Consider the following 12,827-nt stretch of genomic DNA (forward strand, 5'->3'; position numbering starts at 1 on the left):
AACGTAAGTGGTATCACCTTTCATGGCTGACAAGATTATCTACCTCGCCGAAGCCCGCAATGGGGCACCGGCGATCCCCGCGCGGCTGGAAAGCCCCAGCGGCAGCGTGGCCGACAGCCTGGGCCGGCCCCTGCATGACCTGCGCATCTCGATTACCGACCGCTGCAATTTCCGTTGCGTGTATTGCATGCCCAAGGATGTATTCGACAAGAACCACGTGTACCTGCCGCACACGGATTTGCTGTCGTTCGAGGAAATCACGCGCATCGCGCGCCTGTTCGTCGCGCACGGGGTGGAAAAGATCCGCCTGACGGGCGGCGAACCGCTGCTGCGCAAGAATATCGAAAAGCTCATCGCCATGCTGGCCGAACTGCGCACGCCGTCGGGCCAGCCGCTGGACCTGACCCTGACGACCAATGGTTCCTTGCTCGCCAGAAAGGCGCAAGCGCTCAAGGATGCGGGCCTGAACCGCGTCACCGTCTCGCTCGACTCGCTCGACGACGCCACCTTCAAGCGCATGAACGACGTCGATTTCGCCGTCGCCGACGTGCTGCAAGGCATCGATGCGGCGCACGCGGCGGGCCTGGGCCCGATCAAGATCAATATGGTCGTCAAGGCCGGTATGAATGAGCAGGAAATCGTGCCCATGGCGCGCCACTTCAAGGGCACCCCCTACATCCTGCGCTTCATCGAATACATGGACGTGGGCGCCTCGAACGGCTGGAACTTGCAGGAAGTCATCCCGTCCGCCGAGGTCGTGCGGTGCATCGCCGCGCACATGCCCTTGCTGCCCATCGACCCGAACTACGCGGGCGAGACGGCGGCGCGCTGGCGCTATGCCGATGGCAGCGGCGAGATCGGCCTCATTTCCAGCGTCACGCAAGCGTTCTGCGCCGACTGCAGCCGCGCCCGCCTCTCGACCGAGGGCAAGCTGTACACGTGTCTGTTCGCCAGCAGCGGCCACGACTTGCGCAGCCTGCTGCGCGGCGGCCGCAGCGATGCGGAAATCTCCTCGGCCGTGGCGCAACTGTGGCGCGGCCGCGGCGACCGCTATTCGCAATTGCGCACCAGCCAGACGGATTTGACGGGCGGCGCGCTTGAGCACGGTAAAAAGAAAGTGGAAATGTCGTACATCGGCGGCTGAATCGGGCGCGGCGCAGGCCCGCCGCTGCTACCATGGCGCATGCACCCATTTTTCTACCTGACATGATCAACAAACACGACATTACCGGCCTGATCCTGGCCGGCGGCCTCGGCACGCGCATGGGCCAGCGCGACAAGGGCATGCTGCCCCTGCATGGCCAGCCCCTGGCGCGCCACGTGGCCCAGCGCCTGGCGCCGCAAGTGGGCCAGCTGGCCCTCAGCGTCCACGCGGATGCGGGCGACTACGCGCGCTTCGGCCTGCCCGTCTGGCCCGACGTGCTGCCAGGCCAGCTGGGTCCGCTGGCCGGCTTACACAGCGGCATGCGGCACGCCGGCACGCCCTATCTGCTCACCGTGCCGTGCGACTCGCCCCTGCTGCCGCCCGACCTGGCGGCGCGCCTGGCCGCCGGTTTGACGCAAGACAATGCCGACCTGGCCATCGCCGTCACCGAAGAGATCGATGCGGCGACGGGAGCGGCCGTGCGCCGCCCGCACCCCGTCTTTTGCCTGGTAAAAACCTCCGCCCTGCCCCAGCTCGACGCCTATCTGCGCGGCGGCGAACGCCGCATGCGCACCTGGCACGGCCCCTTGAAACTGGCCGAAGTGCTCTTCGAAAACAATAGTGCATTCGGCAACATCAATACCCCGGACGAGCTGGCCGCCCTGCAGGCGCAGGGCCTGTCCGTGCCGATGGCGCAAGCCATCCTGGCCGACACCGTCGCGCCCGTGGCCGACATCGAGGAACTGCCGCTGCCGCAAGCGTTCGAACGCATCCTGGCGGCCGACATCATCTCGCCCATCAGCGTGCCCGCGCACGACAATTCCGCCATGGATGGCTACGCGCTTCACGGGGCCGACCTTGGCGCTGACCTTGGCAGCGACACCCCCGTAACCCTGGCCGTGGTCGACACCATCCTGGCGGGCCGCCCCGGCACGGTGGCCGTGCAGCGCGGCCAATGCGCGCGCATCATGACGGGCGCCGTCATGCCCGACGGCTGCGACAGCGTGGTGCCGCAGGAACTGGTGCTGCACGTCAATGAAACCAGCATCACGCTGGCGCCGGACTGCATCCGCGCCGGCGACAACCGCCGCTTCAAGGGCGAAGACTTGATGCAAGGCAAACCGGCCTTGCTGCAAGGCAAGATACTCGGACCGGCCGAGCTGGGTTTGCTGGCCTCGCTGGGCATCGCCACGGTGCCCGTGCGCCGCCGCCTGCGCGTGGCCTTCTTTTCCACCGGCGACGAATTGCGCTCGCTCGGCCAGCCGCTCGACGCGGGCTGCATCTACGACAGCAACCGCTACACCCTGCTGGGCATGCTGACGCGCCTCGGCTGCGAGGTGCTCGACATGGGCATCGTCAAGGACAATCCGCAAGCGCTGGAAGCGGCCCTGCGCGGCGCCTGCGCCTCGGCCGACGTCATCGTCACCTCGGGCGGCGTCTCCAGCGGCGCGGCCGATTTTACGCGCGACATCCTGGCGCGCCTCGGTGACGTGGCCTTCTGGCAGATCAACATGCGCCCGGGCCGCCCCATGGCCTTCGGGCGGATTGCCAGCGAGGGCGAATCGGCCTTGCTGCTGGGCCTGCCCGGCAACCCGGTGGCCGTGATGGCGGCGTTTTATTTCCTCGCCCGCCCGACCCTGCTGCGCCTGATGGGCGCCGACGCGGACACGTCCGCCCTGCCGCTGCTGCAAGTGGCGGCGCAAGCGGCGATCCGCAAGAAACGGGGCCGCACGGAATACCAGCGCGGCATCGTCGAGCGCGGTGCGGACGGGCGCCAGCACGTGCGCGTGACGGGCGCGCAAGGCTCGGGCATCCTGCGCTCGATGACGCAAGCCAATTGCATGATCGTGTTGCACGAGGCGCAAGGCCACGTGGCGGCCGGCGACCTGGTCGATATCGTGCTGTTCCATGGATTGACCTGATGAAACATCTACTTCTGGCACTGGCCTTGCTGCCGTGCATGGGTGCCGCGCAGGCTGCCGAAGTGCTCGCCAATGGCTACAGCGTGCGCTTCGACGAGCGCATCGAAACGGCGCCGGGCGACTTGCATGGCGCCAGCGTGGGCCGCATCCGCCTCGTGCGCACCGGCGACCAGGCGCTCGTGTGGCAGGAAAACACGCCCTTGCAGCCGGGCTGCGGCGCCATCGCGGCCGTCACCGTCCTCGACGACCGCTTCGTCGCCCTGTGCGGCCACCTGGGCGGGCGCCATTACACGCAAAAGATCATTTTCATGCAAGGCAACTCACCCGCCATGGTGAGCGTGGACCAGTTCGACTCGCCCAGTGCCGTGCGCGTGGAGCGCGACGGATCGCTGGCCATCGACGTCCTGCGGCGCGACCTGTTTCCAGGCGAGCTGACGGGTCCGCATTACTTTCCCACCGTGTACCGCTTGCACCACGACGACGCTACGTTCGGTTTCGTCCCCAGCTTTGATGGCGATGCCGCCGAACGCTACTGGCAGCACTACCGCGCCACGCGCCAGGCGGCGCCGGCAGCGTCCGTGCTGCCGGAACTGCTGGCCTCCCTGCTGGCGGCCCAGGCCGGCAAGCAATCGATCTGCGCGGAGCTGGACACGCTTGCCGCCGACTTGCAGCAAGGGCGGCAGTACGATGCGCAAGGCGCGCGCACCTTGATGCGCACCTGGCTGCACAAGCTGCCCGCCATCGGCTATCCCGCCCTCGATACGCAAGCCTGCCCGGGCCGCATCTAAACATCCCTTGCCGCGCCGCCCGCTGGCGGCGCATCTCCAAGCTCCCCCTCCCGACCGGCCCGCCTTGCGCGGGCCGTTTGCATTGCTCCTTCGCAATCAATTTTCCTCCAGGAAACTGCTCGACTATTGAGATAAAAATGTTAATTATTTCTTTAAATATCATATAAATAAACACAACACTAATTGTAATTATTTTATTTATTTGTTGATATTTAAGTTTCTTCGGTGATAACATCCAAACTTATACGAAAAGTTCAATTTTGATATTGTTTTCATGAGGAAACTAATAATGAGACACCGCTCTTGGAACGCGGGCGCCAGCATGCTGGGAGCGGCTTGCCTGCTTGGCATATTGACCCTCGCGCCGCCGCCCGCCCATGCCAAAGGAGCCCCTCGGGCCGACGTACTGGACAACTGCAGCTGGAACCGCCCCGGCGCCGACCCGTTCATGGGCGATGTCGTGGCCGCCGTGGACAGGTACCCGGACATCGCGCCGCAGGTGCGCGAGCAATTGAAGGCGCGCATGCGCGCGCGCCAGTATGATGAAATCGTCGTGATCAGCCGCGACGCCATCCGCGGCAAGGGCAATTACGATGCGCGCATCAGCGACATGCATTTCGGCCCGGGCCGCGTTTGCCGCAATGTCACGCGGGCAGGCTGGAGCGAGCAGATGCAGGAAAGGGGACTCGTGTACTGTGTGCAGGGCGCCTGCATTCTCGTGCCCACCGTGTGCCGCAATGTCAGCCGCATCACGCAGGCGGCGGCCGGGCCGCGCGGCGCTGGCGCGGCCCCGGTTGGCGCCGCGCCGGGCGGTGCAACGCCGGCAGCGGCCGCACCGGCGGCAACGGGCGTGCCCGTCATCGAGCATCCCGTCGCCGCGCATGGCGGTTCGCTCACGGGCGCGGCGCCGCCGGCCGTGGTGGCCGGCCTGCCCCTGCCGGGCTTCGATGTTGTGCGCGGCAGCCGCGACACGATGCTGCCGTCGGGCATAGGCGGTGGCCAGCCACCGCGCGGCAGCAGCATCATCGTCGAGCCGTTCACCCCCACCGTCATGCTGCCGTCGCTGCCGCCCACCGGCCTGTCCGTCCTGCCCGCCGTGCCGGAACCGCAAACGTGGGCCATGCTGCTGGCGGGACTGGCGCTGCTGGTCTGCGCCACGCTGCGCCGCCGGCCTGCGGCGGCGGCCTGAACGCCGGCGGCGCTATTCGCCGTCCGCTTCGGCGGACAGCCCCGCGTCCGCCTTACCCAGCAGCAAGGCGGCCGCCTCGCCCGGCAAGGCTTCCACGGATTTCAATTTGCGCGCCATTTGCCGGCTGCGCACTTCCGCGCTTTCGATATTCTTCGCCGCCTTTTCCAGGGTCAGCCGGGTTTGCGACAGCACGTCGCCGAACTTGCCGAATTCCGTCTTCACGGCGCCCAGCACCTGCCACACTTCCGACGAGCGCTTTTCCAGCGCCAGGGTGCGGAAACCCATTTGCAGGCTGTTGAGCAAGGCCGTCAAAGTGGATGGCCCCGCGATGCTGACCCGGTGCACGCGCTGCAATTCGTCGGCCAGGCCAGGGCGGCGCAACACTTCCGCATACAGGCCTTCCGTGGGCAGGAAGAGGATGGCAAAGTCGGTGGTCAGCGGCGGCGCCAGGTATTTGTCCGCGATGGTTTTCGCTTCGCCCCGCACGGCCCGTTCCAGCTCGCGTCCGGCCAGGGCCACGCCGTCGGCATCGGCCCGCTCTGCCGCTTCGACCAGGCGCTCGTACTGTTCCTTGGGGAACTTCGCGTCGATCGGCATCCATACGGGCGGCCCGCCATCGGACAGGCCCGGCAGTTTCAGGGCGAATTCCACGCGCGCGCCGCTGCCGGCCACGGTTTCCACGTTCTTCGCGTACTGGTCGACAGTGAGTACCTGCTCCAGCAGCATTTCCAGCTGCACTTCGCCCCATGTTCCCCGCGTCTTGACGTTGGTGAGCACCCGCTTCAGGTCGCCCACGCCCAGCGCCAGCTGCTGCATTTCGCCGAGGCCCTGGTGGACTTTTTCCAGCCGCTCCGACACTTGCTGGAACGAGGCAGTCAGGCGCGTCTCCAGCGTGGCGTGCAGTTTCTCGTCGACCGTCTTGCGCATCTCTTCCAGGCGCGCGCCATTGTCGGCCTGCAAGTCGCGGATCTTGCTTTCCAGGGTGGCGCGCACTTCCAGCATGCGCTGCGCATTCGATTCCGTCAGCTGCGCCAGGGTCTGGTTGGTGCTGTCGGCAAAGCGCGCCAGGCTTTGCGCCTGTTCCTCGCGCCCGACTTTTCCCTGCGCCTGCATCTGCGTGCGCAGGCTGTCGAGCTGCTGCAGGGTCGCCGCCTGGAATTGCGCCAGGCTGGCGGCCAGGTCTTGCCGCGTCGCTTGCGCCGACGCCTGCAGTTGCAGCCGCACTTCGCGCTCGACCCGGTCGATGCGCTCCAGGCTTTGTTGCTGGTGCTGCTGCACCAGGGCCAGGGTGGTGGCGCCATCGCCGGCCGCGCCACGGGGGCGCAGCAAGATCAATAGCAACAGGACGATGGCGACGATGGCGGCGCCCAGCAGGCTGTAAAACTCGATTGGGCTCATGGGTGTCAGTCAGGTTTGTTGCGCATCCAGTCGGCCGTCTGATAGAACGATTCCATCAGGCGCACGCGCAGGGACTCTTCGATGCCCGTGTCTTCCATGGCCCAGGCCATGGCGCGCAGCCACTGGTCGCGCTCGCTGGTGCCGATGGCGTAGGGCAAGTGACGCGCGCGCAGGCGCGGGTGGCCGAATTTCTCGATATACAAGTCCGGGCCGCCCATCCAGCCCGTCAGGAAGAAATACAGCTTGTCGCGCGAACCGTCCGTCGAGGGCGGATGCATGACGCGGATGCCGGCGAACTCGGCTTCGAGTTCCATCAAGTCATAAAAACGGTCGACCATTTCGCGCAGCACGGGGGCGCCGCCGATGGTCTCGTACAGGGTGGGGGCAGTGGTATCAGTCATGGCCGCCATGATAGCGCAAGCGCCGGCGGCCCACGCGGCGCCGGCTGCCGCTGCCGGCATAAAAAGCAATATACTTGACTACTCAAGCTTTTATCAACTACCATGCAATCTTTAAACACGGACAGCTCAACCATGCCCACCACCGCAGAATCCCCTTTGCTACGCAATACCAACTTCCGCTGGCTGCTGGGCGGCGGCCTCGTCTCCATGCTGGGCGACCAGTTCAGCATGCTGGCCCTGCCCTGGCTGGTGCTGAGCCTGACGGGCGATAGCCTCAGCCTCGGCATCGCCGTGGCCCTGATGGGCGCCCCGCGCGCCGTGCTGATTTTGCTGGGCGGCACCATCGCCGACCGCTATTCACCCCGGCGCGTGATGCTGCTGAGCAAATACGCAAATGCCGTCATCCTGCTGGCGCTGGCGGGGTTGCTGCTGCTGGACCAGGCCAGCGTGGCGCTCGCGTATGCGGCCGCGCTGGCGCTGGGCATCGCTTCCGCCTTCGCCATCCCCGCCGGCACGGCCATCCTGCCGCAAGCCGTGCCGCCGCGATCGCTGCAAAACGCCAATGGCTTGCAGATGGGCGCGCGCCAGCTGTCCCTGCTGGCCGGCCCCCTGCTGGCGGCGCTCGTGCTCGGCGCCCGCGATGGCGCGCAGCACACCTCCATGGCGGCGCTGGCCGCCGCCTTTGCCATCGATGCGCTGACGTTTGTGTTTTCCGCCTGGACCTTGCGCCAAGTCAAGCTGCGGCCGCTGGCCGCGGCGGCGGCGCAGGGCATGTGGCGCGACATGACGGCGGGCCTGGCCATGGTGTGGCGCGACCTGCCCCTGCGCAGCTGCTATGCGTACTGGGCGGTGGTGGCGTTCTTCGTCATGGGGCCGCTGCAAGTGGCCTTGCCTGTACTGGCCGGCGAGCGCCTGCAGGGCGCCCCGGCGCTGGGTTTGCTGATGGGCGCGCATGGCGCCGGCACCCTGGCCGGCATGCTGGCGTCCAGCCTGGGCGGCGCCTGGCTGCGCCGCCATTTCGGCGCCACCTTGCTGCTCGTCGATGCGGTCGTGGGCCTGCTGCTGATGGCGCTGGGACAAATCAGCTCGGCCTGGCAAGGCGCGGCCCTGCTGGCCATGACAGGGTTGCTGGGCGGCTACTTGCAGGTGGCCATCTTTACGTGGATACAGCGGCGCGTGGCGCCCGCCATGCTGGGCCGGGCGATGGCCCTGTTCATGGGCATCTTCCTGGGACTGGCGCCGCTGTCGGCGGCGGCCACGGGTGCGCTGCTGCGCCACCTGAGCGTTGGCGAGCTGTTCTGCGGCGGCGGCGCCCTGCTGCTGGCGGCCGCCGTGGCGGCGGCATTATTTACCGGCATCCCGCGCATCGCCGGACCGGAAACGATTAAGCAAACGACATAGGAACAGTAAAACATGGACAAGACACGACAGGCAACATTGAAAGCGCACTACCGGCAACAGCCGCCGCCGCTGGGCATCATCGCCTTGCGGCACTTGCCCAGCGGGCGCACCTTGCTCGACAGCAGCCGCAACGCGCCCGGCATGCTGAACCGGCACCGCTTCGAGCTGAACCTGGGCAAGCACCGCAACGCCCTGCTGCAGGCGGACTGGCGGCGCGATGGCGCGGCGGCGTTTTCCTGCGCCGTCATCGATACGCTCAAGCTCCCCGACGACCCCGCCTTCGATGCGGACGCCGAACTGGGCGCCCTGCTGGACTTGCACCGCGCACAGTGGCTGGAGCAAGGCCAGCCGCTGTATTGAGCGGCATTGCTTTACACTTGCGCACTCAAGCATTTCGCAATGGATAAAATGGAAGCCATGAACGATCACATTCTCCCGTCGCCGGACGCCGATGGCGCGCTGGACTTTTTCCTGCGCCTGGCACGCGCCCAGGCGCTCATCGTGCGCCGCTTCGACAGCGCCCTGGGCAATTTGCATGGCCTGAGCTTCAGCGACTATCAATTGCTGTACCAGCTGCAGCGCGCGCCCGGTGCGCGCCTGCGCCGCATCGACCTGGCCGAACGCCTGGCGCTGACGGCGTCCGGCGTCACGCGCTCCCTGATGCCACTGGAAAAGATCGGCCTGGTGGCGCGCCAGGCCGATGCGCGCGACGCGCGCGTCGGCTATGCCGTGCTGACTGCCGCCGGCCAGGAATTGCTGGGACATGCCAGCGCCACCGCGCAGGCGGTGGGGCGCGAATTGCTGCAGGATGCGTCGGCCGACCAGCTGGGAGCGCTTTCGGCCCTCCTGGGCCGGCTGGCCGGCTGACGCCCTACACCAGCGCCAGCTTGCGCAGGCGCCGCGTCGATGGCCAGTGTTCCACGCCCGCTTCGGCGCGAATAGCGGCGCAGCCCGCCAGCACCCGCTCGATGGCCGCCGCGTCGAGCCCCGCATTGAGGGTCAGGCGCACGAGGGCACGGTTCTTCGCCGTTGCCGGGGCGCAAAACATGGCGCCGTAAATGCCTTGCCGTTCCAGCGCCTGGCGCAGAACCAGGGTGGCCGGTTCGCCGCCCGCCTCCAGCGCCACGATCTGCTCCGTGCCATCGCTGACGTTGTAGCCGAGCTCGCGCAAGCCTTCGCGCACCTGCAGCGTATGCCGCTGCAGGGTGGCGCGCCGCCCATCGGCGGCCATGATGAAATCGAGCGCCGCGCCCAGCCACGCCAGCTCATGCGCCAGCAAACAGGAACTGAAGATGGCGGGGCGTGATTCGGACAAGAAATATCCCTTGAAGCGGCTGGAACAGCTGATGAAACCGGCCCGGCCCGCAAAGGCCTTGGCCAGCGACGCCGTGCGGAAATGCACGCGGTGGCCCAGGCCCCACGCTTCCACCAGGCCCGCGCCCTGCGGGCCGTGCGTGCCCAGCGAATGCGACTCGTCGACCACCACCACGCAGTCGCTGCGCTCGGCGATATCGAGCAGTTCCAGCAGCGGCGCCAGGCTGCCGTTGGTGCTGTACAAGGCGTCGACGACGATCACGCCGCGGCCATGCTTTTCCACTTGCCGCCGCAAGTGCGTCATGTCGTTGTGCAGGAAGGGCACGGCCTGGGCCTGCGCCGACAGCACGCCTTCCCACAGCGAGGCGTGGGCCTGCATATCGAGGTAGACGGGAATGCCGGGGCTGGCGATGCACTGGATCAGCCCGACGTTGGCCGCCATGCCGGACTGCGCCAGGATGCCATCCTCGCTGCCCATGAAGCGGGCCAGCCGGCTTTCCAGCCTGTGCTGTTCGCTGCCTTCCTGCAAGTACACGGCCGACATCAGCATGCCGCCCGCATTCGCCTGCAGGGACGCCACCTGGGCCGCCACCAGCGCCGGCTCGGCGGCGATGGACAGGTAGTCATTGCCGGCCAGGAAAATGGCATGGGCAGGTGTCGGTTGCCAGGCATGGGGATGCTGGCCGCCCAGCAGTTTTTCAATGCGCGTGACGTGATGCGCATCCATGCGCCGCACGATGTAGTCTGGCAAGCAGTGTTCGGCGCGGACGAAGGATGGGGCGTGCAAGCTGGTAGCGATGGTCATGAGTTTTCTCCTAGGGAAAGGTTTGCTGCGGCTTAAAGCCTTGACCGTCTCGCGAACCCATCCATTGACGTATATCAATGTCCGATGAGATAACCGTTCAACCAGGAAAATTTACGCGATGATAATGTTCTGAAGAGAATCAAGGCAGAGTCATGACGCAGCAATTGCAAGGACGATGGACACACTGGCGCAGGCGCCTGCTCCATTCGCTGCTGCATGAACGCATGCCCCATGAAAACCTGGCCAGCAGGGTCGCCATGCTGGCCGCCGTGGGCACGGTGGCGATGCCGCTGTACTACCTGCTGTGGCATTACTTTTTTCCGCAAGCCTATGAAAACCTGACCTTGCGCCTGACGGGCGTGGGCATCTGCGCGGTCGGCCTGTTTGCGCGCCACTTCTCGGCCCGCTGGCTGTCGCGCTACCTGCTGTTCGCGCTCAGCTACATCCTGCCTTTCTTCTTTACCTTCATGTTTCTGATGAATCACGCGTCGTCCATCTGGAGCGAATCGCTGCTGATCGGCCTGGTCGTGCTGTTTCATTTCGAAACGAAACTGGCTTGCCGCGCCTACCTGATCGGCACCAGCACCGCCTGCCTCGCCGTCATCCTGCAGGGAGAAGGCGGCTTCCTGCTGCAGCGTGAAGTGCTGCAGCAACTGCCCGTGCACTGGTTCACCATAGCCGCGCTGTCCGTGGTGAAAGTGGGCAGCAAGGTGCTGGAACTGGAACGGCTGGCCGGCCTGTCCGCCGGGCTCGGTTCCGTGGCGCACGAGCTGCGCACGCCGCTGACGAGCGTGGAAGCCAACGTGCGGGGCATGCGCCGGCTGCTGCCGCAGCTGGCCGGCCAGACGCACGACTTGCCGCCGCTGCAGGAAGCCCTGTCGCGCATCCAGTTCGAAGTGCGCCACATGCAGCACATGATCGATTTGTTCCTGATGAGCGCCAGCGCCGTGAACCGCAACCTGCAGCCCAGCCAGGCGCTATCGATGCTGGCGATGGTGAACTCCGTGCTGAACCGCTATCCATTCACCGGCAACAGCCAGCGCAGCCGCGTCAAGGTGGACGTGCGCGCCGACTTCCAGTTCGCCGGCCAGGACGAACTGTGCGTGGTGATCCTGCTGAACCTGCTGAGAAACGCGCTGAAAGCCATCCAGCGGGCCGGCAAGGGCCGCGTGCGCATCATCATCGACGGCGCCCGCCCCGTGCCCAGGCTGCTGTTCATCGACACGGGCTGCGGCATCGCGAAGAACCGCCTGCCGCTGATCTTCGAGCGTTTTTATTCGTATCCCGTGCATAACGGCAGCGGCATCGGCCTGGCCCTGTGCCGGCAGATCATCACGGCCTGGCAGGCGCGCATCCGCTGCGTGTCGCGCGAGCATGCGTATGCGATTTTCATCCTGGAATTTCCCCAGCCCCTGCCTGCCCGCTTACAACCCTCTTCCCCCGCAAGGTGATGCATGCAACTGCCCGTCTACTCCCATCCGACCCTGACCGTATTGATCGATGACAGCGATTCCTTCCTGAAAAGCCTGGCGTTCCAGCTCGATCCCGCGCTGGCGCGCCTGACCTTTCATGACACCAGCAGCGCGCTGCACTGGCTGCGCCACAGCACGCAGCCGGGCGAGACGCCGCTGCACGTCAATTTCGACACGCAAAACCTGCCGCGCGACCAGCGCAACGTGGCGCTCGACCTCGAACGCATCTGGCGCATCAGCGGCCAGGCGCAGCGCTTTGCCGTGCCCTCCGTGCTAGTGGTCGATTATTCGATGCCGCAGATGAATGGCCTGGAATTCTGCCAGGCCGTGCGGGACTTGCCGTGCAAGAAGATTTTATTTACGGGCGCGGCCGATGAAAAAGTGGCCGTGACGGCCTTCAACCGGGGCTTGATCGACCGCTACATCAAGAAGAGCGACGACGATGCGCTCGACATCCTGGAACAGGAAATCGTTTCCCTGCAACGCGAATTCTTCCTGCAGCAGTCGGACACCGTGCGCGACTTGCTATTGCTGCACGACTATAGTTTCCTGCAAGACGAAGCCATGGCCGCCGTCGTGCACGAGCTGTGCCGGCGCCATGGCTTTGTCGAGTTCTATATTTTTCCGAATCCCTGCGGCATCCTGTTTTTCACGCACGACGGCCAGGCCCGCCTGATGATCATCGAGACGGAACGCAGCCTGCACACGCAGTACGAAATGGCGCGCGACAGCGACGCGCCCGAGTCCCTGCTGCTGGCCTTGCTGGAAATGCGCGTGATCCCGTACTTTTCCGATGCCGACAGCGACGGCATGTATGCGGCGCACATCGGCGAAAACTGGTTCCGCTACTGCGCCGCGCCGACCATCTGCCTGGGGCGCGAAACCTACTTCTGGGCCCTGTTCGACGTGCCGCCGCACCAGTTGGGGCAGCCGGTCATGTCCTACGCGCAATTTTTACGCGCGCAGGCGGACGACAGCGTGGGCGCCTAGTAC

At 66.0% G+C, this 12,827-nt stretch carries 12 protein-coding genes; 9 read left to right on the forward strand and 3 right to left on the reverse strand.

Annotated elements, in window-relative coordinates:
• The first annotated feature begins 22 nt into the window (after positions 1–22).
• The 4 genes from moaA to BZG29_RS23070 all read left to right on the forward strand — a co-directional run bounded on the left by moaA (position 23) and on the right by BZG29_RS23070 (position 5,043).
• Positions 23–1,144, forward strand: a complete 1,122-nt coding sequence (gene moaA / locus BZG29_RS23055; RefSeq protein ID WP_077407886.1) for a GTP 3',8-cyclase MoaA — start codon at positions 23–25, stop codon at positions 1,142–1,144.
• A gap of 62 nt (positions 1,145–1,206) precedes the next feature.
• Positions 1,207–3,066, forward strand: a complete 1,860-nt coding sequence (glp, locus tag BZG29_RS23060) for a gephyrin-like molybdotransferase Glp (RefSeq protein WP_253192682.1) — start codon at positions 1,207–1,209, stop codon at positions 3,064–3,066.
• Positions 3,066–3,854 (forward strand): hypothetical protein, encoded by a 789-nt coding sequence (locus BZG29_RS23065; protein WP_150131030.1) that lies wholly within the window; start codon positions 3,066–3,068, stop codon positions 3,852–3,854. The genes glp and BZG29_RS23065 overlap by 1 nt, the downstream gene beginning before the upstream one ends.
• A gap of 289 nt (positions 3,855–4,143) precedes the next feature.
• Positions 4,144–5,043, forward strand: coding sequence for an MHFG family PEP-CTERM protein (locus BZG29_RS23070; RefSeq protein WP_171985092.1), 900 nt, complete (start codon positions 4,144–4,146; stop codon positions 5,041–5,043).
• A gap of 12 nt (positions 5,044–5,055) precedes the next feature.
• On the opposite strand, the gene rmuC is transcribed toward BZG29_RS23070, so the two are convergent.
• Entirely contained in the window at positions 5,056–6,441 is a 1,386-nt protein-coding gene (gene rmuC / locus BZG29_RS23075) for a DNA recombination protein RmuC (RefSeq protein WP_077407894.1), read from the reverse strand.
• A 5-nt stretch (positions 6,442–6,446) separates the two neighbouring features.
• The gene (locus BZG29_RS23080; protein WP_034785429.1) at positions 6,447–6,842 is read right to left on the reverse strand and encodes a group II truncated hemoglobin; all 396 of its coding nucleotides are present in this window, start codon (positions 6,840–6,842) and stop codon (positions 6,447–6,449) included.
• A 132-nt stretch (positions 6,843–6,974) separates the two neighbouring features.
• Between BZG29_RS23080 and BZG29_RS23085 the strand changes: the two genes are divergently transcribed.
• The 3 genes from BZG29_RS23085 to BZG29_RS23095 are packed head-to-tail and all read left to right on the forward strand — an operon-like array spanning position 6,975 to position 9,110.
• Positions 6,975–8,243, forward strand: coding sequence for an MFS transporter (locus BZG29_RS23085; RefSeq protein ID WP_077407896.1), 1,269 nt, complete (start codon positions 6,975–6,977; stop codon positions 8,241–8,243).
• Between the two features lie 12 nt (positions 8,244–8,255).
• Positions 8,256–8,603: a GIY-YIG nuclease family protein gene (locus BZG29_RS23090; RefSeq protein WP_150131032.1), complete on the forward strand. Its 348-nt coding sequence runs from the start codon at positions 8,256–8,258 to the stop codon at positions 8,601–8,603.
• Between the two features lie 57 nt (positions 8,604–8,660).
• Positions 8,661–9,110, forward strand: coding sequence for a MarR family transcriptional regulator (locus tag BZG29_RS23095; protein WP_077409253.1), 450 nt, complete (start codon positions 8,661–8,663; stop codon positions 9,108–9,110).
• Positions 9,111–9,114: 4 nt separating this feature from the next.
• Here BZG29_RS23095 and cqsA read toward each other — a convergent pair whose 3' ends face one another.
• A complete protein-coding gene (cqsA, locus tag BZG29_RS23100; protein WP_077407900.1) occupies positions 9,115–10,362 on the reverse strand; it encodes an alpha-hydroxyketone-type quorum-sensing autoinducer synthase in 1,248 nt (415 codons plus the stop codon).
• A gap of 224 nt (positions 10,363–10,586) precedes the next feature.
• Here cqsA and BZG29_RS23105 point away from each other — a divergent pair, with 224 nt between their 5' ends.
• The gene (locus tag BZG29_RS23105; protein ID WP_253192683.1) at positions 10,587–11,813 is read left to right on the forward strand and encodes a HAMP domain-containing sensor histidine kinase; all 1,227 of its coding nucleotides are present in this window, start codon (positions 10,587–10,589) and stop codon (positions 11,811–11,813) included.
• Between the two features lie 3 nt (positions 11,814–11,816).
• The gene (locus BZG29_RS23110; RefSeq protein ID WP_077407904.1) at positions 11,817–12,824 is read left to right on the forward strand and encodes a response regulator; all 1,008 of its coding nucleotides are present in this window, start codon (positions 11,817–11,819) and stop codon (positions 12,822–12,824) included.
• The last annotated feature ends 3 nt before the right edge of the window (positions 12,825–12,827 follow it).

The sequence above is a fragment of the Janthinobacterium sp. LM6 genome, assembly GCF_002002885.1.
Lineage (GTDB): Bacteria > Pseudomonadota > Gammaproteobacteria > Burkholderiales > Burkholderiaceae_D > Janthinobacterium > Janthinobacterium kumbetense.

Excerpts from the sequence above, each read along its gene's own strand:
- BZG29_RS23080 (WP_034785429.1), bottom strand. The coding sequence starts at position 6,842 with ATGACTGATACCACTGCCCCCACCCTGTACGAGACCATCGGCGGCGCC.
- BZG29_RS23070 (WP_171985092.1), top strand. The coding sequence starts at position 4,144 with ATGAGACACCGCTCTTGGAACGCGGGCGCCAGCATGCTGGGAGCGGCT.
- BZG29_RS23085 (WP_077407896.1), top strand. The coding sequence starts at position 6,975 with ATGCCCACCACCGCAGAATCCCCTTTGCTACGCAATACCAACTTCCGC.
- BZG29_RS23105 (WP_253192683.1), top strand. The coding sequence starts at position 10,587 with ATGCCCCATGAAAACCTGGCCAGCAGGGTCGCCATGCTGGCCGCCGTG.
- rmuC (WP_077407894.1), bottom strand. The coding sequence starts at position 6,441 with ATGAGCCCAATCGAGTTTTACAGCCTGCTGGGCGCCGCCATCGTCGCC.
- BZG29_RS23110 (WP_077407904.1), top strand. The coding sequence starts at position 11,817 with ATGCAACTGCCCGTCTACTCCCATCCGACCCTGACCGTATTGATCGAT.
- BZG29_RS23090 (WP_150131032.1), top strand. The coding sequence starts at position 8,256 with ATGGACAAGACACGACAGGCAACATTGAAAGCGCACTACCGGCAACAG.
- moaA (WP_077407886.1), top strand. The coding sequence starts at position 23 with ATGGCTGACAAGATTATCTACCTCGCCGAAGCCCGCAATGGGGCACCG.
- cqsA (WP_077407900.1), bottom strand. The coding sequence starts at position 10,362 with ATGACCATCGCTACCAGCTTGCACGCCCCATCCTTCGTCCGCGCCGAA.
- BZG29_RS23095 (WP_077409253.1), top strand. The coding sequence starts at position 8,661 with ATGAACGATCACATTCTCCCGTCGCCGGACGCCGATGGCGCGCTGGAC.
- glp (WP_253192682.1), top strand. The coding sequence starts at position 1,207 with ATGATCAACAAACACGACATTACCGGCCTGATCCTGGCCGGCGGCCTC.
- BZG29_RS23065 (WP_150131030.1), top strand. The coding sequence starts at position 3,066 with ATGAAACATCTACTTCTGGCACTGGCCTTGCTGCCGTGCATGGGTGCC.